The organism is Inhella proteolytica (genome assembly GCF_016093275.1).
Lineage (GTDB): Bacteria > Pseudomonadota > Gammaproteobacteria > Burkholderiales > Burkholderiaceae_C > Inhella > Inhella proteolytica.
This window is the reverse complement of sequence record NZ_JAEDAK010000016.1, coordinates 45,477-68,890: the sequence shown is the minus strand read 5'-3', so window position 1 is coordinate 68,890 and position 23,414 is coordinate 45,477. Positions and strand designations below refer to the sequence as shown.

21 protein-coding genes are annotated in these 23,414 nt (G+C 69.9%); 7 read left to right on the top strand and 14 right to left on the bottom strand.

Going from position 1 to position 23,414, the window contains the following annotated elements; genetic code table 11:
• Positions 1 to 65: 65 nt before the first annotated feature.
• The 5 genes from I7X39_RS18825 (at position 66) to I7X39_RS18805 (ending at position 5,980) form a co-directional block, all read left to right on the top strand.
• Positions 66 to 1,850, top strand: a complete 1,785-nt coding sequence (locus I7X39_RS18825; RefSeq protein ID WP_198112717.1) for an ABC transporter ATP-binding protein — start codon at positions 66 to 68, stop codon at positions 1,848 to 1,850.
• Complete coding sequence (locus tag I7X39_RS18820; protein ID WP_232352056.1) at positions 1,843 to 3,633, top strand: ABC transporter ATP-binding protein; 1,791 nt, start codon at positions 1,843 to 1,845, stop codon at positions 3,631 to 3,633. Before I7X39_RS18825 ends, I7X39_RS18820 begins: the two co-directional genes overlap by 8 nt.
• 118 nt (positions 3,634 to 3,751) lie before the next feature.
• Positions 3,752 to 3,916, top strand: a complete 165-nt coding sequence (locus tag I7X39_RS18815) for a hypothetical protein (protein WP_198112716.1) — start codon at positions 3,752 to 3,754, stop codon at positions 3,914 to 3,916.
• 65 nt (positions 3,917 to 3,981) lie between these two features.
• Positions 3,982 to 5,652, top strand: a complete 1,671-nt coding sequence (locus I7X39_RS18810; protein WP_198112715.1) for an NAD(P)/FAD-dependent oxidoreductase — start codon at positions 3,982 to 3,984, stop codon at positions 5,650 to 5,652.
• Positions 5,653 to 5,662: 10 nt separating this feature from the next.
• Positions 5,663 to 5,980: a hypothetical protein gene (locus tag I7X39_RS18805; RefSeq protein ID WP_198112714.1), complete on the top strand. Its 318-nt coding sequence runs from the start codon at positions 5,663 to 5,665 to the stop codon at positions 5,978 to 5,980.
• Positions 5,981 to 6,429: 449 nt separating this feature from the next.
• Here the strand turns inward: I7X39_RS18805 and I7X39_RS18800 are convergent, their stop codons facing one another.
• Positions 6,430 to 7,320: a LysR family transcriptional regulator gene (locus I7X39_RS18800; protein ID WP_198112713.1), complete on the bottom strand. Its 891-nt coding sequence runs from the start codon at positions 7,318 to 7,320 to the stop codon at positions 6,430 to 6,432.
• A gap of 65 nt (positions 7,321 to 7,385) precedes the next feature.
• Here I7X39_RS18800 and I7X39_RS18795 point away from each other — a divergent pair, with 65 nt between their 5' ends.
• Positions 7,386 to 8,096, top strand: coding sequence for a hypothetical protein (locus I7X39_RS18795; protein ID WP_198112712.1), 711 nt, complete (start codon positions 7,386 to 7,388; stop codon positions 8,094 to 8,096).
• Positions 8,063 to 8,755, top strand: a complete 693-nt coding sequence (locus I7X39_RS18790; protein WP_198112711.1) for a type 1 glutamine amidotransferase — start codon at positions 8,063 to 8,065, stop codon at positions 8,753 to 8,755. Before I7X39_RS18795 ends, I7X39_RS18790 begins: the two co-directional genes overlap by 34 nt.
• Here the strand turns inward: I7X39_RS18790 and I7X39_RS18785 are convergent.
• The 13 genes from I7X39_RS18785 to I7X39_RS18725 all read right to left on the bottom strand — a co-directional run bounded on the left by I7X39_RS18785 (position 8,752) and on the right by I7X39_RS18725 (position 23,412).
• Complete coding sequence (locus I7X39_RS18785; protein ID WP_198112710.1) at positions 8,752 to 10,428, bottom strand: MFS transporter; 1,677 nt, start codon at positions 10,426 to 10,428, stop codon at positions 8,752 to 8,754. The two genes, I7X39_RS18790 and I7X39_RS18785, sit on opposite strands and share 4 nt — an antisense overlap.
• A 179-nt stretch (positions 10,429 to 10,607) precedes the next feature.
• Complete coding sequence (locus tag I7X39_RS18780; RefSeq protein WP_198112709.1) at positions 10,608 to 11,492, bottom strand: hypothetical protein; 885 nt, start codon at positions 11,490 to 11,492, stop codon at positions 10,608 to 10,610.
• A gap of 51 nt (positions 11,493 to 11,543) precedes the next feature.
• Positions 11,544 to 12,317 carry a class I SAM-dependent methyltransferase gene (locus I7X39_RS18775; RefSeq protein ID WP_198112708.1) on the bottom strand — a complete coding sequence of 258 codons (774 nt, stop codon included), beginning with the start codon at positions 12,315 to 12,317 and terminating at the stop codon, positions 11,544 to 11,546.
• A gap of 3 nt (positions 12,318 to 12,320) precedes the next feature.
• Positions 12,321 to 12,503, bottom strand: coding sequence for a hypothetical protein (locus I7X39_RS18770; RefSeq protein WP_198112707.1), 183 nt, complete (start codon positions 12,501 to 12,503; stop codon positions 12,321 to 12,323).
• A gap of 16 nt (positions 12,504 to 12,519) precedes the next feature.
• A complete protein-coding gene (gene lpxC / locus I7X39_RS18765; protein WP_198112706.1) occupies positions 12,520 to 13,455 on the bottom strand; it encodes a UDP-3-O-acyl-N-acetylglucosamine deacetylase in 936 nt (311 codons plus the stop codon).
• Positions 13,456 to 13,538: 83 nt separating this feature from the next.
• Positions 13,539 to 14,777 carry a cell division protein FtsZ gene (gene ftsZ, locus I7X39_RS18760; protein ID WP_198112705.1) on the bottom strand — a complete coding sequence of 413 codons (1,239 nt, stop codon included), beginning with the start codon at positions 14,775 to 14,777 and terminating at the stop codon, positions 13,539 to 13,541.
• A 96-nt stretch (positions 14,778 to 14,873) separates the two neighbouring features.
• Positions 14,874 to 16,103, bottom strand: a complete 1,230-nt coding sequence (gene ftsA, locus I7X39_RS18755; protein WP_198112704.1) for a cell division protein FtsA — start codon at positions 16,101 to 16,103, stop codon at positions 14,874 to 14,876.
• 1 nt (position 16,104) lies between these two features.
• On the bottom strand, positions 16,105 to 16,926 hold the full coding sequence (locus tag I7X39_RS18750) for a cell division protein FtsQ/DivIB (protein ID WP_198112703.1): 822 nt from the start codon (positions 16,924 to 16,926) through the stop codon (positions 16,105 to 16,107).
• 7 nt (positions 16,927 to 16,933) lie between these two features.
• On the bottom strand, positions 16,934 to 17,899 hold the full coding sequence (locus I7X39_RS18745) for a D-alanine--D-alanine ligase (RefSeq protein WP_198112702.1): 966 nt from the start codon (positions 17,897 to 17,899) through the stop codon (positions 16,934 to 16,936).
• A gap of 2 nt (positions 17,900 to 17,901) precedes the next feature.
• Positions 17,902 to 19,308, bottom strand: coding sequence for a UDP-N-acetylmuramate--L-alanine ligase (murC, locus tag I7X39_RS18740; RefSeq protein ID WP_198112701.1), 1,407 nt, complete (start codon positions 19,306 to 19,308; stop codon positions 17,902 to 17,904).
• Positions 19,305 to 20,411 carry an undecaprenyldiphospho-muramoylpentapeptide beta-N-acetylglucosaminyltransferase gene (murG, locus tag I7X39_RS18735; RefSeq protein WP_198112700.1) on the bottom strand — a complete coding sequence of 369 codons (1,107 nt, stop codon included), beginning with the start codon at positions 20,409 to 20,411 and terminating at the stop codon, positions 19,305 to 19,307. The genes murC and murG overlap by 4 nt, the downstream gene beginning before the upstream one ends.
• Positions 20,408 to 21,652 carry a putative lipid II flippase FtsW gene (gene ftsW / locus I7X39_RS18730; RefSeq protein WP_198112699.1) on the bottom strand — a complete coding sequence of 415 codons (1,245 nt, stop codon included), beginning with the start codon at positions 21,650 to 21,652 and terminating at the stop codon, positions 20,408 to 20,410. Before ftsW ends, murG begins: the two co-directional genes overlap by 4 nt.
• Positions 21,649 to 23,412, bottom strand: a complete 1,764-nt coding sequence (locus I7X39_RS18725) for a Mur ligase family protein (protein WP_198112698.1) — start codon at positions 23,410 to 23,412, stop codon at positions 21,649 to 21,651. The genes ftsW and I7X39_RS18725 overlap by 4 nt, the downstream gene beginning before the upstream one ends.
• Positions 23,413 to 23,414 lie beyond the last annotated feature (2 nt).

Sequence of the window (23,414 nt, the reverse complement as noted above, 5' to 3'; positions counted from 1 at the left end):
TGCGCTGGCTTTGAGCAGCCCCTAGCATCGCGGGCCCCGTGCGCCGACTCGCGCCCCTCTCCCTCATGTCCCCCATCCCTCCCAAGACTCTGGGCGGTCTGCTGCGTGCCTTCATCTGGCAGCACCGCCGCGCCTATGCCGCGGCGGCGCTGATGCTCAGCGGCATCACGGTGCTGCTGGTCTGGATCCCGACCCAGGTCGGCCGCATCGTCGATGGCCTCGTCAGCGGCAGGCTGGTGGGCGCCGCCTTCCATGAGCAGCTGGCCCTGCTGGCCGGCGTGGGCCTGCTGGTGTATGCCCTGCGCGTGGGCTGGCGCCTGGCTCTCTTTGGTGCGTCGTACCGGCTCGGCCAGCGCCTGCGCGTGCAGCTGTTCGAGCGCCTGGGCCTGCAGGCGCCGCTGTTCTTCCAGACCCAGCGCGCCGGTGACTTGATGGCGCTGGCCACCAATGATGTGGACGCGGTGGAAACCGCCAGCGGCGACGCCATGCTGGCCGCCTTCGACGGCACGCAGACCTTTGTGCTGGTGATCGCCACCATGCTGCTGGCGATCGATTGGCGCCTGGGCCTGGCCGCCCTGCTGCCCTTCCCCTTCATGGCCTGGGCCTTCTGGCGCATCTCCAACCAGGTGCACCACGCCTGGAGCGCTTCGCTCGATGACTTCGGGCGCATGAGCCGGCAGGCCCAACAGTCGCTCACGGCGCTGCGCACCGTGCGCTCCATGGGCCTCGCCCAGCAGGAGCAAGCCGCCTTCCAGGGCTGGGCGCAGGCCTCGGGCCAGGCCGCCTTTCGCGCGCAGCGCTGGGAAGCCGCCTACGAGCCCGCCGTCGGCATCGCGCTTTCCACCGCCACCGTGGCCGCGCTGGGGGTGGGCAGCTGGCTGATTGCGCGCAACGAGCTGACCGTAGGCCAGCTCACTGCCTTCATCCTGCTGCTGGACCGGCTGATCTGGCCGATGTTCGCGGCCGGCTGGGTGCTTTCGCTGCTGGAGCGTGGCCGCGCCGGTTGGGCGCGCCTGAGCCCTGTGCTGCAGGCCGAGGCCACCCGCAGCGATGCCGGTGCGCGCAGCCCCGTGCAGCGCGCCGAATTGCAGGTGCAGGGCCTGCGCTTCGGCTACGAACCCTCGCAGCCGGTGCTGCAGGGGCTGGACTTCCGCCTGCAGCCGGGCCGCATGCTGGCCGTCGTCGGTCCCACGGGTTCGGGCAAGACCACCTTGCTGCGCCTGCTGCTGCGCCAATGGGAGCCCGATGCCGGGCGCATTGAACTGGACGGCGCGCCGTTACCCGAGTGGACCCGCGCCGCCCTCAGCCAGGCCATCGCCTGGGTGCCGCAGGAGCCCTTTCTGTTTTCTTCCAGCGTGGCCGAGAACATCGCGCTGGCGCGCGCCGACGCCACGCCGGCCGAGGTGGAGGCCGCCGCCCGCGCCGCCGCCCTGCACGAGGACCTGCTGCGCCTGCCGCAGGGCTACGCCACCCTGGTGGGCGAAAAGGGCGTGTCGCTTTCGGGCGGGCAGCGCCAGCGCGTCGCCATCGCCCGCGCGCTGCTCAGCGAAGCCCCGCTGACCCTGCTGGACGACGCGCTCTCGGCGGTGGACACCGGCACCGAGGCCCGCATCCTGCAAGCCCTGCGCGAGCGCCGCCGTGCGCGGCCCGAATGCGCGCTGGTGGTGGTGACGCACCGGCTCTCGGCCGCGCTGGAGGCCGACGAGATCCTGGTGCTGCGCGAGGGCCGCGTGAGTGAGCGCGGCACCCATGCCGAGTTGCTGGCACAGGACGGCTGGTACGCCACGCAATGGCAGACCCAGCAGCTCGAAGCCTCGTTGGAGGACGACGAGGAGAACCCCCATGAGTGAGCAGATGCGTGAGGAAGTCCGCGCGCAGGACGTCGCACGCTCCAGCCTGCGCGACGCCGCGCGCCTGCTCTGGACCATGGCCCGACCGGAGCGGCGCCAGGTCTTCATCGGCACGGCCTGGCTGATCGTCGCCGCCGGCCTCGAAGCACTCGGCCCCATCCTGGCCAAGCGCCTGATCGACGAGCATCTGCTGCCGCGCCAGTTCGAGGCCATCGGCCTGATGGCCGCACTGCTGGCCGCCATCTGGGTCAGCGGCTTGGCTGCCAGCGGCCTGCGCTATCTGCAGCTCACGCGCATGGCCGGCGTGGCACAGAAGGCCGTGCTGCGCCTGCGCGCGCAGGTGTTCCAGCATGTTCTGGCGCTGCCGATGGCCTACTTCGACAAGCAGATCACCGGCGCCCTGGTCAGCCGCGTCACCAACGACACCGAGTCCGTCAACCAGCTCTACCGCCAGGTGCTGTACGTGATGCTGGACTCCAGCATCGTCGTGGCCGGCACCCTGGTGGCCATGGCCTTCCTGGACTGGCGGCTGATGCTCATCATCGCCGCCCTGGTGCCTGCCATGGTCCTGGTGATCTGGGCCTACCAGCGGCTCTCGGCCCCGGCGGTGGCGCAGGCGCGCGCGCTGAAGAGCGACATCAATGCGCAGATCGCCGAGAACCTCGGCGGCCTGGCGGTACTGCAGGCCAGCGGCGCGCTGGGGCGCTTCCAGGCCCGCTTTGCCAACCACAACGACCAGCACTACCGCGCCCGCATGAAGGAAATGCGTGCCAACGCCTGGCTGCTGCGCCCGGCGCTGGACCTGCTGAACGTGCTGCTGATGGTGGCGCTGATCCTGGGCTATGCGCAGCAGCGCGAAGTCAGCGGGCTGGAGGTCGGCCTGCTCTACGCCTTCCTCAGCTATCTGACCCGCGTGGTCGAGCCGCTGATCCAGATCACCCTGCAGTTCGGCCAGCTGCAGCAGGCCCTGGTGGCGGCGGCGCGCGTGGGCGTGCTGCTGCAGGAGGCCCACGCCCCCCTGCCTGCGCCCGGCGGGCCCGGCATCGAGCGGGGCGAGATCCGCATCGAGCAGCTACGCGCCGGCTATGGCGAGGGCGCCGACGTGCTGCACCCCTTCGACCTGACGCTGCCCGCCGGCAGCTTCGTGGGCCTGGTGGGCCACACCGGCAGCGGCAAGAGCACCCTGCTGGCCCTGCTGCTGCGCTTCTATGCACCGCGCGGCGGGCGCATTCTGGTGGACGGCCAGCCGCTGGAGACCCTGGACGAAGCGCGGCTGCGCCACGACCTGGCCCTGGTGCCGCAGGAGCCGCAGCTGCTCTCGGCCAGCGCCTGGGACAACCTGCGCATGGGCCGCACGCACCTGAGCGACGCCACGCTGCAAGAGGCCGCGCGCCAGGCGCGCCTGCACGAGATGCTGCTGGCCCTGCCCCAGGGCTACGACACCCTGCTGGGCGAAGGCGGCGTGCAGCTCTCCACTGGCCAGAAGCAACTGCTGGCCATGGCGCGGGCGCTGGCCGGCTCGCCCAAGATCCTGCTGCTGGACGAAGCCACGGCGAACATCGACAGCGGCACCGAGGCCCTGCTGGGCGAGGCCTTGAGCGCCCTGCGCGGCCGCATCACCGTGATCGCAGTGGCGCACCGGCTCTCCACCATCCGCGCCGCCGACCCCATCCTGGTGCTGCACCACGGCCATCTGGTGGAGCGCGGCACCCATGAAGCGCTGATGGCGATCCCGGGCGGCGTGTACCAGCGCCTGGTGCAGCTGCAGCAGCTGGCCGAATGAGCGTCTGCAAGCTCATCGCCTAAACTCCGCCCCGGCCTGCGCGCAACGCGCGGGCGCTGGGCCGAATGCCGTTGTGGACTTCTGGCTGTCAAAACTCCATTTTTCTGAAAGCCACACCATGGGCAACAAGATCCGTACCGAAGCCGACCGCAAGGCCACCCCGCGCCCCGCCACCCCCGCCGGCGTGACCTTCACCACCGCGCGCGGCCAGAAGCGCAGCCAGGAACGTGGCTCGCACACCCGCAGCAAGAAGAACCCGGGCAAGCGCCCGCACCAAGGCTAAGAGCCCCCTGGCTCCTGAGTCCGAACGGCGCCTCCTGGCGCCGTAGTTTTTTCCGCTTTGCCACCATGCTTCGAATCACCGACCTGCGCCTGCCGCTGAACCACACCGAGGAGCAACTGCAGGCCGCCGTGCTGCAGCGCCTGGGTCTGAAGCCGGGCCAGGCGGCCGAGCTGCTGGGCTTCACCGTCTACAAGCGCGCCCACGACGCGCGCAAGAAGACGGCCATGCAGCTGATCTACACGCTGGATTGCGAGCTGGCCTCGGCCACGCGCGAGGCCCAACTGCTGGCCAGTGGCGACCCGCATCTGCGCCCCAGCCCGGACACGCGCTACCGCGTGGCGGGCAGCGCGCCGGCGGATTTCTACGCCCAGCCCAGCCGGCACCGCCCGGTGGTGGTGGGTTTCGGCCCCTGCGGCCTGTTTGCGGCGCTGATCCTGGCCCAGATGGGCCTGCGCCCGCTCGTGCTGGAACGCGGCCGCGCGGTGCGCGAGCGCACCAAGGACACCTGGGGCCTGTGGCGCCAGGGCGTGCTCAAGCCCGAAAGCAATGTGCAGTTCGGCGAAGGCGGCGCCGGCACCTTCTCGGACGGCAAGCTCTACAGCCAGATCTCCGACCCGCGCTTCCTGACTCGCAAGGTATTGACCGAATTCGTCAAGGCCGGCGCGCCCGAGGAAATCCTGTTCGTCAGCAAGCCCCACATCGGCACCTTCCGCCTGGTGAGCATGATCGAGAAGATGCGCGCCGACATCGAGGCCCTGGGCGGCGAGATCCGCTTCGGCCAGAAGGTGACCGATCTGCTGATCGAGGACGGCGCCGTGCGCGGCCTCACCCTTGAATCGGGCGAGCAGATCCGCACCGATCACGTCGTGCTGGCCCTGGGCCACAGCGCGCGCGACACCTTCACGATGCTGCACGGGCGCGGCGTCTACATGGAGGCCAAGCCCTTCTCGATCGGCTATCGCATCGAGCACCCGCAGAGCCTGATCGACGCCGCCCGTTTCGGGCCGAACGCTGGCAACCCCATCCTGGGCGCGGCCGACTACAAGCTCGTGCACCACGCCAAGAACGGCCGGTCGGTCTACAGCTTCTGCATGTGCCCGGGCGGCACCGTGGTGGCCGCCACCTCGGAACTGGAGCGCGTGGTCACCAATGGCATGAGCCAGTACTCGCGCGCCGAGCGCAATGCCAATGCCGGCATCGTCGTCGGCATCAACCCGCAGGATTACCGCCAGGACGGCAAGACCGAAGGCCCGGTGAATCCGCTCGACGGCATGGCCTTCCAGCGCATCTGGGAATCGCGCGCCTACGAACTGGGCGGCGGCGGCTACCGCGCGCCCGGCGGCCTGGTGGGCGACTTCCTCAAGCGCCAGGCCAGCACCGTGCTCGGCGAGGTCGAGCCCTCGTACAAGCCCGGCATCACGCTGACGAACCTGGCCCAGAAGGGCCGCGGCAGCCTGCCCGACTACGTGCTCGAAGCCATCCGCGAGGCCCTGCCCGCCTTCGGCCGCCAGATCCGCGGCTTCGACCGCCCGGACGCCGTGCTGACCGGGGTCGAGACCCGCACCTCCTCGCCGCTGCGCATCACGCGCGGCAAGGACTACCAGAGCCTGAATGTGCGCGGCCTCTATCCGGCCGGCGAGGGCGCCGGGTACGCCGGCGGCATCATGTCGGCGGGGGTCGATGGCATCGAGGTGGCCGAGGCGCTGGGGCGGGTGATGCTGGGGCTGGACAGCTAGGCATCTGAAGATGGCCCGGGTCGTCGCCTCCATCATGGGCTCAATGGGCGCTGGCGTGGCGGCCGTCTACACACTTCCGCCGCCCTGGCTCGCACCAATAGCAGCGACGGCTGCAGTCCTGGCTGCCATCTTGGCCGTCGTTGTGATGGTGGATACGAAGACGAAACCCAACTCAAATCGCCTCGTAGCGATCCTGCTTTCGGTGGCCAATCTGCCGGAGCAGCCTTTTGCCAGGGTTCGCTACGGTTGGGTTTTGACAGCGTTCTTGGCGTCGGCATCGTTCCTCATCGCACTCGGGCTGGCGGTGCTCGCGCGTGCATACGCCTAGCAGCACGCGCCATTCGACTCGCGTGAGCTTGGTCAGTTTGGCAACACGTGCTGGCGCACGCCGCCCAGTCAAGTTGCGCTGCTCTGCAGCGCATTGAGGTAGCACCTTGAGCAGCCGGGAGACGGCGCGCTGATTGAAGTCCGGGCTGTTCGGCTGCTGGCTGTTTGGAGTTGCCCCTATGCCAAGCCGAGGAGCACAGAAGAGCGGGCCCGCGCGCGCAGCGCGCATCAAGCACTGACTCGGCCCAACTGTCTGAACGGAGTGAGCGCAGCGAACGCAGTGAGTTTTGGGCCGGGGCCCGCTCTTCGCGCACCGCAGGGAACCCCTGGCACGGCCAGGGGCGCTGGCATCGGGGTCGCTTTTCTTTGCCTTCTTTCTTTGGCGAGGCAAAGAAAGAAGGTCGGGTGCAGGGGTGAAGCCCCTGCGGGCTTTCAGGACTCGACACAACACTAGATCAAACCCCGCAGTCCCTCCACCCAACGCGCCTGCCACCCCATCGCCGCCGCCGGGCGCCAGAGCAGCAAGGCCTGTTCCTCGCAGTGGAAGGGCGCGCCGCGCAGGGGCTTGGCCTGCAGGCCTTCCTGCTGGATCAAAAACTCGGGCAGATAGGCCAAGGCGTGGCCGCTGCGCACCAAGGTCAGGAGGCTGTGCAGGTCGTCGACGCGGTAGCGGATGCGGCGCGGCAGGGCCTCGTCGCGCCAGCCGTCCGAGCCCGGGCCGCGGCGCAGGCCGCAGAACAGCGAGCGCGTGGGGCAGACGAAATCGGCTTGCTCCAGTTCAGTGGCGCCCACATTGCGTGCGGCGGCCAGCGGATGCTGCGGCGCCAGGCCCAGGCGCATGGGCAGGGTTTCCAGCGCAAGGCGGGCCAGGCCGGCGGGCGCTGCATCGCCAGCCAGCACAGCGGCGCTGACGAGCGCGAAATCCGCCTCGCCGCGCTGCAGGGCCTGCAGGGCTTCGAGCTCGAACAGATCGAGCAGGCGCAGGCGCGCGGCGCTGCCCAGGCCCTGCAGTGCGGCGGCGGCCGCGGGGGCATAGCGCGCCAGCAGCAGGGCCGGGCCGGCCAGGCGGCAATCCACCGCATGGGCGGCGCCGGCGAACTCGGCGCGCGTCTGCTCAGCCAAATGCAGCAAGGCCAGGGCGCGCTGCTGCAGGCGCGCGCCGGCCTCGTTCAGCAGCAGGCCCTTGCCCTGGCGCTCGAACAGCGGCGTGCGCAGGCTCTGCTCCAGGCGCTTGATGGCCTTGGAGAGGGCCGAGGGCGTCAGGTGCAGCTCCGCAGCCGCCTGCTGCAGGCTGGTATGCCGGGCCGCACAAGCGAACAGGCGCAGATCGTTCAGTTCCATGGCGGCAATGATCGTTGACTATTCGTTGCTTGCCGGGCATGTGTGCACACACGAGGATGCCGGCCATGCTTCATTCCCCCGCACGCCGCCAGCTGCTCGCCCTGGGCACCGCCCTGCCCTGGCTGGGCTCACGTACCGCCCATGCCGAGGCCGACCGTCCCGGCCTGCACGGCATGCTGTTGTTCGGTGGCCTGGAGGGCCTGTATGCCTCGCACCTGCCGATGTTCCACAGCCCCCACGATGTGCAGGTGCTCCTGCGCCTGCGCGCCACCGAAGCCGGGTTGGAGAGCCAAGTGCGCCAGCGCCTGGCGCGCGGCCCGGGCTATCTGACGTTGGAGCCCGAGCGCTTTGACCTGAACCGCCTGCAGCCCGGCCACGCGCAGGCCCTGGGCGGCTTCCAGGCCAATCTGCACGAGAGCCATTTCGAGCGCGGCGGCCCGCTGCTGCGGCCCGGCGCGGCCTGGGCGGTCGACGAGGTCCTGCTCTTCAACCGCCTGGACCCGCGCCCGCACCAGGCGGCGCAGCAACGCTTCTTCTGCTTCGGCCAGGGGCAGGAGCGCTTTCTCGTCAAATGGTTGGAGCAGCGGCCGGACATCGACCTGGTCGGCCGCTTCCAGTCCCGCACTGTGGGCGCCCCGCGCCGCCTGCTCAGCCTGCCCGGCGGCGGCCTGCAGGCACCGCAGCCGCAACGGCTGCAGGCCGCGCTGCAATCTGCCGGCCTCACCCCCAAGACCGCACTGCAATGGCTGTACCAGGAAACAGGGGATCTGACCTGAGCGGGACGCCACGCATCGGCCTGCTGCAGCAGCATGCGGCCGAGGGGCCGGGGCGCTTGGCGAGCTGGGCGAGACGGCGCGGTTTCCAGCTGGAAATCCATCGCGCCGAGGCCTTGTTCGCCGCCGGCCCGCTCGCTCTGCAAGCCCAGGGCTGGCAGGCCCTGATCCTGCTCGGTGGGCCTTGGATGCTGGACCGCGCGCCGGCCTGGCTACGCGCCGAGCAGCAATCCCTGCGCGCCTGGCTGCAAGCAGACCTGCCCTGTCTGGGCATCTGCCTGGGTGCCCAGCTGATGGCCAGCGCGCTCGGCGCGCCCATCCGCGCGCTGCCTGAGCCCGAGCAGGGCTGGACACAGGTGGAACTGGCGGACGGCCAAAGCCTTGCAGCCCTGCAATGGCATGAGGAGGGTTTTGCCGCACCCCCGCCCGGCTGCCACAGCCTGGGCCGCAGCGCGGCCTGGCCCTGCCAGGGCTTTGCGCGTGGCCGCCACCAGCGCGCGCTGCAGTTCCACCCTGAGTGGGATGGCCACAGCCTGCGCGCCCTGCACCGCGGCTTTGGCGCCGACTGCCCGCTGCCGCGCGGGGCCGCTGGGCAGCGCCAGCGCCGAGTGGCGGGCTGGTTCTACCCCTGGTTGGACGACTGGCGCAGCACCTGGCCCTAGGCCGGCTGCGGAGCCAGGCCCTGCCAACTGCGCATCCCTAAGCCGAGCAGCAACAGACCGGCCGCCAACGGCAGCAGCAGACTCAGGCCTTGCAGGGCACTGACCAGCGGCGGCCAATCGAGGGCCGGCAGCCAGCGCCGCGCCGGCAGCGCCAGCAGCAGCGGCGCCAGCCAGGCCACCAGGCGGCGCGCGCGGCCCAGCTCGGCGCGGCCGGCCAGCAGGACCAGGGCCGAGGCCACGAAGACCAGGGTGAAGACCGTGTGGATCAGGGGCTGGGCCTTGCCGAACTGCGGCAGCTGCAGGCTGCAGGGCAGCCAGGCCAGGCAGAGCAGGCCCAGCGCGAGCGCGCAACGGCGTGCTCGGGCTTCGGCGCGGCCGTCGTGCACCAGGCCGGGCTGGGCGCGCAGGGCCGGCAGCAGGGCCAGGCAGAGCAGGCCGGTCAGCGCGTCCAGCAACAGGGTCAGCGGATAGCCGAGCAGTTCGGTGGCCAGGCCCAGCCAGTTGGATGAAAAGGCGATCGCCAAGTTCATCAACGCCATGTAGGCGGTGAACTGGGTGGCGGCCAGGCGCGGGTTGGTCACGTCCATGAAGAGCGCAGCACGGGTGCCGTACATCAGGCCCTGGAAGACCGAGTAGCCCATCGAGGCCACCCACAACGCCAGCTGCAGCGCGGGCTGGGGCGTGGGCGTGCTGCTGGGCCAGATGTAGCCGGCCTGCTGCAGCGCCCAGGCCAGGTAAAGCGTGGGCGGGGCCATGCCGAGGATGTAGACGGCCAGGGTGCCGCGCCGGCCCAGGCGGTCGCCCAAGTGGCCGCCCAACACCATGAAGGCCGCCATCACCACCTGGGTGGCCAGGCTGAGCCAGCCGATCTGGGCGTCGTCCATGCCCAGCTCCACCGCCAGGTTGGACTGCAGGGCCAGGCCCAGGGCCATGGCGCCCACCGGCAGCAGCGCGAAGCCGAGCGCGGCAAAGGCGCCGCGCGTGCCCAGGAAGGCTCGGAAGACATCGCCGGCGAAGCGCTGCATTTCGCGCCCGGCACTGCGCCAGCCGGCGGGCGGCGGTGCATCCAGCAGGCCGGGCGCCTCGCGCAGGGGCCACACCACGCTGGCCGTCACGGCCAGGATCGCGGCGGCGACGAAGACGAAGGTGAAGCTGAAGCCGGTCCAGCCGCTCAGGAACAGCACGCCGCTGCCGCCCAGCGCCGTTCCCAGGGCGGCGCCGGCGAACATCAGGCCGTTGCCCAGGCCGCGTTCCTCGGGCTGCAGCGTGGTGCAGGCCAGGGAGTCGATCGCCACGTCCTGCAGCGCGCCGAAGGCGTTGTGCACCAGCAGGATGGCGGTGAACAGGCCCAGGCCCGTCGGCAAGGGCACGGCCATCAGCGCCAGCAGGGTCAACGCCATCATCAGCTGGGTGCCGAGGATCCAGGCGCGGCGGTGGCCGAAGCGCGTCGAGCGGAACACGTCCACCATCGGCCCGAAGGCCCATTTGAAGGCCCAGGGCAGGTAGAAGGAGGCGACGAAGGCGCCGATCTCGGCCGGGCCCACGCCGTAGCGGCGCAGCTGGGTGGCCACGGCCGTGGCAGCGAAGCCCAGCGGAATGCCTTCGGTGACGTAGAGCAGGAAGAAGGCCAGCAGCCGGCCGTGGCGGCTGGCGAGCAGATTGGGAAGGCGCATGAGCGGGCCCCGAGGAAAGCCGAGCGGGGCGCGATTCTGGGCAGCGCCAGAGTCCCGGGCGGGCGGCTTGGGGCCGCCCCGCTACGCGATCGGACGAGGGATCCTTCCCATTGGATCCAATATGCAGAGATCGGCAGTGGAGGCGCGGAGAACCCTACAGACACCCCCTTGCGGGCGGCTCACTCCTGCCAGAACTGCGCTTCCATGCGCTGGCGCAGCGCCTGCAGCTGGCGCTGGCCTTCCTCATCCAGCCAGGCCTCGTACAGGCCCTGGAGTCGCTCGCGCACGCCCGGCTGCTGCAGCAGCGCGTCGATGGCCCGGGCCGCGCGCTCGCCCGCCGGGTTGCGCGAGCAGGCGGTGTAGGAGAGCTGGGTGTCGTCGAGCTCCTGCAGCGGGCGCCACACCAGCTCGGCGCCCAGCTCGGGCTGCTGCAAGGCGAAGTGGCGCAGCTCGAAGCCGTAGACGAGCACGGCATCGACGCCATGACCGCGCGCCAGCATGGCCAGCACGGCCTGGTTGGACTGGCTGAGGATGAAACGTTGGCGCTGGGCTTCATGGCGCTCCAGCAGGGCATCCACGCGTGGCCCGTAGGCGCGATAGCCCACCACGCCGAAGCGCAGGCCCTGGGCGAGCAGTTGCTGCAGCGCCAGCGGCCCAGGCCCGCTGCGCAGCGCCTGCTCGCGCCGCAGCACCACCCCGGCCGGCAGGAAGCGGAACAGAGGCTGGGTGTAGCGGTAGCGTTCCAGGCGCTGCGGCGCCTTGCTCATGGCCGGGCTGCAGACGGCGATGTCGGTGCGCAGCAGCTCCAATTCCAGGCGGTTGGGCGAGACCTGCATCTGCTCGTGGCGGAACTGCGGCAGACCGGGCTGCAACACTTCGGCAATCATGCGGTCCACATAGCCCTGACCCTTCAGCGGACCCGACGCAATGGCCATCGGCGCATAGGGCGAGCCGGCCCACACCAAGCGCTCGGCGGCCCAGGCCGGCAGCGCGCAGGCCAGCGACAGCAGGGCCAGCACCATCCGGCTGGATCTGCTGCGGCGGCCGGCAGGGCGTGTCTCCATTTGTGCGGCAATGGTGACACGGGCCCTTGGCCGCCCGGCCTCGGGCTCGCCCTAGCCCGGCTTGACGGCGCGCGTGGCGATGCAGATCGGCGCGTGGCGGCTGTAGAGCCAGCTGTCGTCGAACCAGTGGTCCTCGAACAAGCCGGCCAGCAGGAAGCCGGCCTGCAACTGGCCGCCGATCAGGGTGTCGAGCGAGTGGCTGAACTCCAGCGGCTGGCCCTGTGCGCGCCGGCGTGCCTGCTCGGCGGGCAGCTCCAGCTCCGAGTAGGGCAGGCGGTAGGCCACGCGCAGCTCGCCGCTGGCATCGGCCACCTCATGGTCGAACAGGTAGACGGCCGGGTTCATGAAGCCGGCCAGCAGCACGCCCCCCGGGCGCAGCACGCGCCAGCACTCGCGCCAGACCGGCAGTACATCCGGCACGAAACAGTTCGAGGCCGGGTGGAATACGAGGTCGAAGCTGGCGTCGGACAGGGCGCTGAGGTCGCGCATATCGCCCTGCACGCAGCGCAGCGGCAGGCCGGCGCGCCTGCACACCTCGGCGTCCAGGCCGAGCTGGCCTTCGGAGAAATCGAAGCTGGTGACGCGCGCGCCGGCGGCGGCAAAGAGCGGCATCTGCTGGCCGCCGCCCGAGGCCAGCCCGAGCAGGTCGCGGCCGGCGATGTCGCCGAACCACTCGCGCGGCACCGGCAGTTTGGGGGTCAGGTGCACCTGCCAATCGCCGGCGCGGGCGCGCGCCAGCGCGGCCTCGTCCACCGGCGTGGACCAGGGGCCACCCGCGGCGGCATCAGCGTTCCAGGCCTGACGGTTGTGCTGCAGCCAATCCATGCCTCAGCCCCCCAGGGTTCGGTCGGCGATCAGCACGGCGAAGAAGCCCAGCGCGGCGATCAGCGTCCATTTCAGGATCAGCACCCCCAGGCGCTGCCAGCGCGGCTCGCGCTTCACCAGCGCGAGGCCGAAGCAGACCAGGGCCGCCAAGAGCAGCAGGCCGAAGACGATGCGAAAACCGATCATGCGGAGTGCACCGGCTTCACCAGGCCGGCGCCAGCTCGGCAAAGCCGGCCGGGGCCTGGGCCGGGTCCTGGAACTCGACGTAGTCGTAAGCCGTGGGGTCGGCCAGCAGCGCACGCAGCAGCTCGTTGTTCAGCGCGTGACCGCCCTTGAAGCTGGTGTAGGCCGCCAGCAGCGGGTGGCCTGCCACCTGCATGTCGCCGATGGCGTCGAGGATCTTGTGCTTGACGAACTCGTCGTCGTATCGGAGCCCTTCCGCATTCAGCACCTTGTCGTCGTCGACCACGATGGCGTTGTCCATGTTGCCGCCCAACGTCAGGCCGCGCGAGCGCATCAGCTCGATGTCGCTGGTCATGCCGAAGGTGCGGGCACGGGCGATCTCGCGCTTGTAGGCGTGCGAGCCCATGTCGAAGGTGTAGCGGCTGCCGGTGGCGGCCACGGCGGGGTTGTCGAACTCGATCTCGAAGCTGAGCGTGTAGCCGTGCAGGGGCTCCAGCCGCGCCCACATCAGCCGCTTGCCCTCACCGCGGCGCACCTCGACGGGCTTCTTCACGCGCAGGAAGCGCTTGGGAGCGTCCTGCAGCTCGATGCCGGCTGACTGCAGCAGGAACACGAAGCTCGCCGCGGAGCCGTCGAGGATGGGGACTTCGTCGGCACTGATGTCGATGCGCAGGTTGTCCAGGCCCAGCCCGGCGCAGGCCGAGAGCAGGTGCTCGATGGTCTGCACCTTGGGCGCGCCGGGGTCGCCACCCGGGCTGATGGTGGTGGCCATGCGGGTGTCGCACACGGCCTGCGGGTTGACCGGAATATCGACCGGCTGCGCCAGATCGGTACGGCGGAACACGATGCCGGTGTTGACCGGCGCGGGCCGCAGCACCAGCTCGACCTTGCGTCCGCTGTGGATGCCCACGCCAACGGCGCGGGTCATGGATTTCAAAGTGCGTTGAGCCAGCATGGGCGGGATTGTCCGAGCGGAATGAAAAAAGGGCTCGTACCGCAGCACGAGCCCCTAATCGCCGGTCAGCGCCGGCTTTGAAATCAATCCGCCTGACGACGCAGGAATGCAGGGATTTCAATATCGTCCAGACCCGACGCCGACAGCGCATCAACCTTCTGCGCCGCCCGCCCATAGCGCCACACCGAGGGCATGTCGCGGTTGCCGAAGTCGCCGCCGCCGCCATGGCCCATCACCGGGGCATGGCCCTGGCCCGGCAGGCCGGGGCTGGCCACGGCCTGGGTCAGGATGGGCAGGTTGTCAGTGCCGGTGCGCTGGCCATGCACCACCTGCATCTGCGGGCGGCTGTCGGTCGTTGCGGCTTGCTTGGCGCTGTTCAGGCCGGTGGCAATGACGGTGACGCGCAGCTGGTCGCCCAGGCTGTCGTCGTAGGCGGTGCCGTAGATGACGTGCGCGTCTTCATGGGCCAGGCGCTTGATGGCGCTCATGGCGGCACGCGACTCGGCCAGCTTGAAGGTGGAGCGCGAGGCGGCGATCAGCACCAGCACGCCGCGCGCGCCGGTGAGGTTGATGCCGTCCAGCAGCGGGCAGGCCATGGCCTGCTCGGCCGCCTTGGTGGCGCGGTCCGGGCCGCCGGCCTGGGCGGTGCCCATCAGCGCCTTGCCGGGTTCCTGCATCACGGTGCGGACGTCCTGGAAGTCCAGGTTCACGAGGCCGGGCAGGTGGATCACGTCGGAGATGCCGCCAACGGCGTTCTTCAGCACGTCGTTGCCGAAGGCGAAGGCCTGTTCCTGCGTGGCGTCGTCGCCCAGCACGTCGAGCAGGCGGTCGTTCAGCACCACGATCAGCGAATCCACCGCGGCTTCGAGTTCGGTCAGGCCGGCGTCGGCCTGCTTGTTGCGGCGCGAGCCTTCGAAGTCGAAGGGCTTGGTGACGACGCCGACAGTGAGGATGCCCATGTCCTTGGCCACCTTGGCGATGACCGGGGCCGCGCCGGTGCCGGTGCCGCCGCCCATGCCGGCGGTGATGAACAGCAGGTCGGTGCCTTCGAGCACGTCACGGATGCGGTCTTCGGCTTCAGCCGCGGCTTCCTTGCCGCGCTCGGGAATGGCGCCGGCGCCCAAGCCGCTACGGCCGAGCTGGATCAGCTGGTCGGCGCGCGACTGGTTCAGGGCCTGGGCATCGGTATTGGCCGCAATGAATTCGACCCCTTGCACACCCTGTTCGATCATGTGCTCGACGGCATTCCCGCCGCCGCCGCCAACACCGATCACCTTGATGCGGGTGCCTTGGTTGAACTCTTCGATCATCTCGATGGCCATACTTACCTCCGTGGACCGCGACATTCTCGCGGCAATACTGTGAAAAATCCAGATTCAAACCCGCTTTATTTGGTTTGAACCCCTTGTTTTGTGGTGTCAGAACGTCCCGGCGAACCAATCCTTGAAGCGGTGCATCAGGGTTTTCATGGAGCCGGCCTGCTGAGCCGCCTTGAAACCCCGGGTTCGCGCCAGCCGACCTTCTTCCAAAAGGCCCATGACGGTGCTGGAGCGGGGATTGGCAACCATGTCGAAAAGGGCGGCGCTATACGTCGGATTGCCGCGCCGCACGGGTTTGAGGAACATGTCCTCGGCCAGTTCGATCATTCCGGGCATCACCGCCGAGCCGCCCGCCAGCACGATTCCGGAACTGAGCAACTCTTCGTAACCCGATTCGCGGATGACCTGGTGCACCAGGGCGAAGATTTCCTCGACCCGCGGTTCAATCACGCCCGCCAGCGCCTGCTTGGACAACATGCGCGGCGCACGGTCACCCAAACCCGGCACCTCGACCTGGGCGGCCGGGTCCGCCAGCATTTGTTTGGCCACCCCAAACTCGACCTTGATTTCCTCGGCATCCTTGGTCGGGGTGCGCAGGGCCATCGCGATGTCAGAGGTGATGAGGTCACCCGCGATCGGGATCACGGCGGTATGTCGGATCGATCCGCCGGTAAAGATCGCTACATCGGTCGTGCCGGCGCCGATGTCCACCAGCGCCACGCCGAGTTCACGCTCGTCGGCGGTGAGGGCGGCCAAACTGCTGGCGCTGGGATTGAGCACCAATTGCTCGACTTCCAGACCACAGCGGCGCACGCATTTGACGATGTTTTCCGCCGCCGATTGAGCGCCCGTCACGATATGCACCTTGACTTCCAGGCGCCCGCCGCTCATGCCGATGGGTTCCTTGACCTCATGGCCGTCGATGACAAATTCCTGCGGCTCGACCAGCAACAGGCGCTGATCATTGGGAATATTGATGGCCTTGGCGGTTTCCACCACCCGGGCCACATCCACCGGCGTGACCTCTTTGTCACGCACGATCACCATGCCGGTGGAGTTCTGCCCGCGAATATGGCTGCCGGTGATCCCCGTGAAAACCCGGGTGATTTTGCAGTCGGCCATCATTTCGGCCTCTTTCAGGGCCTGTTGGATGGCTTGCACGGTGGCGTCGATGTTGACCACCACGCCGCGTTTCAAACCATGCGAGGGCGCCATGCCCAAACCCGCGAGCCGCAATTCCCCGCCCGGCATGACTTCGCCGACGACGGCCATGATCTTGGACGTGCCGATATCCAGGCCGACGACCAGATCCTTGTATTCCTTGGCCATGCTAGGGTTTCCTCGTAATTGCTTTGGGGTTGGGGTTGGGATTCACGCCAATACCGGTCAGGCGCAGGGCATAGCCCTCGACATGGCGCAGGTCGGCGCCGGCCACGCTGGTGTGAAAGCGCTGGGCCACGGCCAGGGCATGGGGCAGGAAGCGCTCGTAGCGCTGCACCAGGTCGTCCTCGCTGCCACGGCCCAGTTCCACGACGGCACCGCTGGCCCAGGCCAGGCGCCATGAACCGCGGCCCGAGAGTTCGAGGCGGGTGACACGCTCGCCCAGGCGCTGGCTGCTGCCCTGCAGGCGCATCCACAGGCGCTGTACCTGCGGGGCGCTGCCGTTGGGGCCGGCGAACACGGGCAGGTTCTCGTCCTCGACATCGCCGAGATTGGCGTGGAAGACCTCGCCGTGCGAGTTGAGCAGGGCGCGCTCGGGGGCGGGCTCGCCCCAGTCGCCGCGGCCATCCCAGAGCGCCACGGCACGGTGCTCCTCCAGCTTGACCCTCATCAGCCCGGGCCACACACGCTGCACCTGGGCATGCCGCACCCAGGGCACGGCCTCGAAGGCCTTGCGCGCCTGCGCCAGGTTCAGGGTCAGGAAGTTGCCCTGCAGATGCGGCAGCGCATTGGCCCGCAGCGTGGCCAGGCTGTTGCGCTCGACATCACCTTCGATGCGGATCTGGCGCCAATCCCACCAGGGCCGCTGCGCCAGCCAGCGCCCCCCTGCCGTCACGAGCAGCAGCACGGCCAGCAGCGCCAGCACGGGCGCGGCCAGCTGCATCCAGCGGATGTCGCTGGGCAGGCTGTCGGTGGGCAAGGTGTCGGTCATCAAGGGCTCAGCGGCGATCCAGGCGGGCCTGCGCCAGCAGCCAGAGGCAGAGCTGCGGGTAGTCCAGGCCGATCTGCTTGGCGGCCTTGGGCACCAGGGAGTGCGAGGTCATGCCGGGGCTGGTGTTCATCTCCAGCAGGAAGGGCTTCTGGTCCTTCTGGCGCAGCATCAGATCGGCACGGCCCCAGCCGCGGCAGCCCAACAGGCGGTAGGCCTTCAGCACCAGGGCTTGAACCTCGGCCTCCAGCGCGGCAGGCAGGCTGCCGAACAGGTACTGCGTGCTGTCGCTGACGTACTTGTTTTCGTAGTCGTAGTTGCCGCCCACGGCACGGATCTCGACCACCGGCAGCGCCTGGGCATCCTGGCCATCGCCCAGCACGGCGCAGGTCAGCTCAGGGCCTTCGATGCATTCCTCGAACAGCAGCTCGTCGTCAAAGCCCAGCGCCAGCTCCACCGCGCCCTGCATGTCCGAATAGCCCTGCGCCTTGCTGACGCCGAAGCTGCTGCCCTCATGCGGCGGCTTGACGATCACCGGCAGGCCCAGTTCATCAGGGATGGTGCGCACGCGCTCGCGCGTCAGCTCGTGGCGCGCCAGCACCAGGGCGCGCGGTGTGGGGAGGCCCTCGGCGATCCAGATGCGCTTGGTGCTGACCTTGTCCATCGCGATGGCCGAAGCCATCACGCCGGAGCCGGTGTAGGGGATGCCCAGGCATTCGAGTGCGCCCTGCAGGCTGCCGTCCTCGCCGCCACGGCCGTGCAGGGCGATGAAGGCGCGGTTGAAGCCCTCGTCCTTCAGCGCCTGCAGCGGGCGCTCGGCCGGGTCGAAGGGGTGGGCGTCCACGCCCAGGGACTGCAGCGCGGCCAGCACGCCGGCGCCACTCATCAGCGAGACTGGGCGCTCGGCGCTGCTGCCGCCGAACAGCACGGCCACCTTGCCGAGGGCCTTGGGGTCGATGGAGGAGGTGTCGAACATGCTCAGTTCTTGGCGTTGAAGTGCTCGGCCATGCGCTTGGGCAGGCTGCTCATGGAACCGGCGCCCATGCCGATGACGACGTCGCCGTCGCGCGTCAGCTGGGCCAGCGCGGCAGGCATGTCGGCCACTTCGGGCACGAACAGGGGCTCCTTGCCGGCCAGGCGCAGCGCGCGCGCCAGGGCGCGGCCATCGGCGGCGGGGATGGGCGCCTCGCCGGCGCTGTAGACCTCGGTCAGCAGCACGGCGTCGGCGGCCCCGAGCACGCGCACGAAGTCCTCGAAGCAATCGCGCGTGCGGGTGTACCGATGGGGTTGAAAGGCCAGCACGATGCGCTGGCTGGGGAAGGCGCCGCGCGCGGCGGACAGCACTGCGGCCATCTCCACCGGGTGGTGGCCATAGTCGTCGATCAGCAGGAACTGCCCGCCCTCACCCGCCGGCCACAGGCCGTGGCGCTGGAAGCGCCGGCCCACACCTTGGAACGACGCGAGTGCGCGCTGGATGGGGGCTTCGGCAATGCCGATCTCGGTGGCCACCGCAATCGCCGCCAGCGCATTGCGCACGTTGTGCTCGCCAGCCAGGTTCAGGGTGATGGGCAGGTCGGGCAGTTGGGTGCCGTTGCGGCGCTGGCAGATGAATTGCATCTGCCCGCCACTGAGTGCCTGGATGTTGACGGCACGCACATTGGCATCCTCGCCCAGGCCGTAGCGCACCAGCGGGCGCTCGATGCGCTCGAGCACCGCCTGAATCCCTGCGTCGTCGCTGCACACCACCGCCGCGCCGTAGAAGGGCATGCGGTGCAGGAATTCGATGAAGGCCTGGTGCAGGCGCTCCACCGAATGCCCGTAGGTGTCCATGTGGTCCTGGTCGATGTTGGTGACCACGGACAGCACGGGGCTCAGATTCAGGAAGCTGGCATCGCTCTCGTCGGCCTCGACGACGATGAACTCGCCCTTGCCGAGCTGGGCGTTGGCGCCGGCCGCGTTCAGCAGGCCGCCGATGACGAAGGTCGGATCCAGGCCGGCCTCCACCAGGATGGAGGTCACCAGCGAGGTCGTCGTCGTCTTGCCATGCGTGCCGGCGATGGCGATGCCGGACTTCAGGCGCATCAGCTCGGCCAGCATCACCGCGCGCGGCACCACCGGCACGCGCGCGGCGCGGGCGGCCAGCACCTCGGGGTTGTCGGCCTTCACCGCCGTGGACGTGACGACCGCCTGGGCGTTGCCGATGTGTTCGGCGGCGTGGCCGATGTGGATCGTCAGGCCCAGTTGCGCCAGGCGTTCGGTGACGGCGCTGGCGGATTGATCCGACCCGCTGACCTGGAAACCCAGGTTGTGCAGGATCTCGGCAATGCCGGACATGCCGGCGCCGCCGACACCGACGAAATGGATGCGTTTGACCGCGTGCTTCATGGGGCGCGGCCTCCTTGCGTGAGGGCTTCGATGGCATCCGCCACGCGCTGGGCGGCGCCGGGGCGGTGCTGGGCGCGCGCGGCCGTGGCCAATGCCAGGCAGCGCGCGCGCGTGAGTTCGGTGGAGAGCAGTGCGGCCAGGCGCGCGGGCGTGGCCTCGGGCTGCGGCAGGTGGATGGCCGCGCCCTGCGCGGCCAGGTGTTCCGCGTTGTCGCGTTGGTGCGCGGTGGTCTTCACCACCAGGGGCACCAGCACTGCGGCCACGCCGGCGGCGCAGAGCTCGCTCACCGTGATGGCGCCGGCGCGGCAGATCACCAGATCGGCGGCGGCCAGCTCGGCGGCCATGTCGTCGATGAAGGGGCGCACCTCGGCTCCACCCGGCCCCATCAAGCCGCGCTCGTCGTAATCGGCCAGCACGGCGGCCAGGTTGGCGTTGCCGGTCTGGTGCACCAGCTGCGGGCGCTGCTCGGGCGGTAGCAGGGCCAGCGCGGCGGGGATGGCCTCATTCAGGGCCTTGGCACCCAGCGAGCCACCCACCACCAGCACGCGCAGCGGGCCCGTGCGGCCGGCAAAGCGCTCGGCCGGGGCGGGCAGGTTCTCGATGGCGGCGCGCACCGGGTTGCCCGTCACCACGCCCTGCTGCACCTTTTCCACGCCCTGGAAGCCGAAGCCGAAGGCCACGCGATCGGCCACCGGCAGCAGGGCCTTGTTCGAGAGCAGCAGGCCGGCGTCGGCATTCACCAGCACCAGCGGCTTGCCGAGCAGCGCGGCCATCAGCCCGCCGGGGAAGCAGACGTAACCGCCCATGCCCAGCACGGCGCTGGCACGGCGGCGGCGCAGGATGCCGAGGCAGTTCCAGAAGGCCTTGAGCAGGCGCAGGCCGCCGAACACGGTCTCGATGAAGTTCTTGCCGCGCAGTCCGGAGAAGGCGATGGTGTCCAGCTCGATGCCGGCCCTGGGCACGAGCTGGTTCTCCATGCCATGCGCCGTGCCCAGCCAGCTGATGGTCCAGCCGCGCTGCTTCATCTCGGTGGCCAGGGCCAGGCCGGGAATGACGTGGCCGCCTGTGCCGGCGGCCATGATGACGAGGTGCTTGGCGCTCATGCGCGGCCTCCGCGCATCAGTTGGCGGTTTTCCAAGTCCACCCGCAACACCACCGCCAGCGCGATCAAGTTCATCAAGATCGCCGAGCCGCCAAACGACAGCAGCGGCAAGGTCAGCCCCTTGGTCGGCAGCGCTCCCAGGTTCACCCCGATGTTGATGAAAGCCTGGCCGCCCATCCAGATGCCCACGCCCTGCGCGTACAGGCCGGCAAACACCCGGTCCAGCGCAATCGCCTGGCGGCCGATCTGCACCACGCGGCGCGTCAGCCAGAAGAAGGCGCAGATCACCAGCACCACGCCGATCAGGCCGAGCTCCTCGCCGATGACGGCGAGCAGGAAGTCGGTGTGGGCCTCGGGCAGGTAGTGGAGCTTTTCCACCGAGCCGCCCAGGCCCTGGCCCCACCACTCCCCGCGCCCGAAGGCGATCAGCGAGTGCGTCAGCTGGTAGGCCTTGCCGGCGGCGTACTTCTCGTCCCAGGGGTTCAGGTAGGCAAAGATGCGCTCGCGGCGGAACTCGCTGAAGCTGATCATCAGCACGAAGGCGCCGATCAGCACCAGCAGCACCAGGCTGAACATGCGGCCGTTGACGCCGCCCAGGAACAGCACGCCGATGGCGATGGCCGCGATCACCATGAAGGCGCCCATGTCGGGTTCGGCCAGCAGCAGGATGCCCAGCAGGCCCAGCGTGGCCAGCATGGGCCAGACGGCCTGCCAGAAGTTCTCGCGCAGGTCCATCTTGCGCACCATGTAGCTGGCGCCGTACATGGCGATGGCGAACTTGGCCAGCTCGCTGGGCTGGAAGTTCATCACCCCCAGCGGCAGCCAGCGCCGCGCGCCGTTCACGCCCTTGCCCAGGCCGGGGATCAGCACCACCACCAGCAGCAGGATGGAGCCCAGCACCAGCCAGGGCGCCAGGCGCTCCCACACGCGCAGCGGGATCTGCGTGACCGCCAGCCCGCAGGCCATGGCAATGCCAATGGCCAGCAGATGCCGGCTCAGGAAATGGGTGGGGGCGTAGCGCGCGAACTTGGGGTTGTCCGGCAGCGCGATGCTGGCCGAATACACCATCACCAGGCCCAGGGCCAGCAGGCAGACCACCACCCAGACCAGCAGCAGGTCGAAGCCATGCGCGCGGCTCGGTTGGCTGTCGCGGATCTGGATGCCGTCGCGCACCGGCAGCGCGAAGCCGCTGGCTTCGGCACCGGCCGGCTTCAGCTTGCCCCAGAGACCGCTCCAGTTCACAGCGTCTCCCCCCGCTCGGCCGCCAGCTCGCGCGCCGTGGCCACGAAGACCTCGGCGCGGTGGGCGTAGTTGCGGAACATGTCCAGCGAGGCGCAGGCCGGGCTGAGCAGCACGGTGTCGCCTTCGCGCGCCTGCTCGAAGGCCCAGCGCGTGGCGGTTTCCAGGCTGGCGTGGCGCTCGATCGGCAGCTCCAGCCCCTGCAGGCTGAGCGCAATCTGCTCGGCGTCCTTGCCGATCAAGGCCACCGCGCGGGCATGGCGGGCGATGGGCGCGCGCAGGGGACCGAAGTCCTGGCCCTTGCCGTCGCCGCCCAGCACCAGGCTGAGCAGGCTGCCTTCGCGGTCGGCGCCCAGGCCGGCAATCGCGGCCACGGTGGCGCCCACATTCGTGCCCTTGCTGTCGTCCACGAAATCGATACCGCCCAGCGTGCCCACCCACTCGACGCGATGCGGCTCGCCGCGGTACTCGCGCAGCGCATGCAGCATCGGCGCCAGCGGGCAGCCGATCTCCGTGGCCAGGGCCAGGGCCGCCAATGCATTGGCGCTGTTGTGGCGGCCGCGGATGCGCAGCGCGTCGGCCGGCATCAGGCGCTGGATTTGCAGCTCCACCTCTTCGGCCTTGGCGCCACGCTTGACGCGCAGCGGCGTGTCGTCAGCCGGCAGCGCGCGCGCCAGCCAGGCAATGCCGCCGGCCTCCACGAGGCCGAAATCGCCCGGGGCCTGCGGTTCCTCCAGGCCGAAGCGGCACACGCGGCGTGGCGTCCACTTCACCGTCACCTTGAGCGGCTTGCCGCGCGCGCCCATCGGCGGCGGGGGCGGCGTGGGCACCATGGCTTCCACCAGCGGGTCGTCGCGGTTGATGACCATCAGCGCCTGACTGCCGAAGATGCGCGCCTTGGCGGCCGCATAGGCCTGCAGGTCGCCGTGCCAGTCCAGATGGTCCTGGGTGATGTTGAGCACCGCGGCGGCGCTGGGCTCGAAGCCTTGCACGCCGTCGAGCTGGAAGCTGGACAGCTCCAGCACCCAGACCTCGGGCAGGGCCTTGAACTCGGGCGGGCGCGGCGGCGGCGGCTCGATCGGCAGCGCCTTGTGCTCGAGCAGTTCGTCGAGCTGTTCCAGGCTGATGTCCTCGGCCGGCGCGGGTTCCACCACGTCCACCAGCAGCGGCGCATCCGCCTCCGGCTCGGGTTCGGGCATCGGCAGGTCGAGCTGCTCGGGCGTGTCGAAGGCCGGGGCATGGCCTTCTTCGCGCAGCTTGCTGCTGAGCGTGTCGAGCAGGGTCGGGCCGATGTTGCCGGCCACGGCCACGCGGCGGCCGGCGGCTTCGCAGAGCTGGCCGGTCAGCGAGGTCGTCGTCGTCTTGCCGTTGGTGCCGGTGATGGCCAGCACGGCCGGGGCGTAGCGCCATTGCGCCTTCAGCGCGGCCAGGGCCTCGGCGAACAGGTCCAGTTCGCCCTGCACACGCACGCCGGCCTCGCGCGCGCGGCCCAGCAGGGGCTGCAGGCGGGCATCGAGCGGCGACAGGCCGGGGCTCTTGAACACACGCTGCGCACCGTCCAGTTCCTCGGCGCGCAGCTCGCCGCGCAGGCGCTCGGCCTGCGGCACCAGCGCGGCCAGCGCGGCGTCCTGCGGCGCGGCCTCGCGCGAATCCCACACCCGCACGCGCGCCGCGCCCTGCCAGGCGGCCCAGGCGGCCATGGCCAGGCCGCTGTCGCCCAGGCCCAGCACCAGGATGGATTGGTCGCGCAGCAGGTCCAGCATCT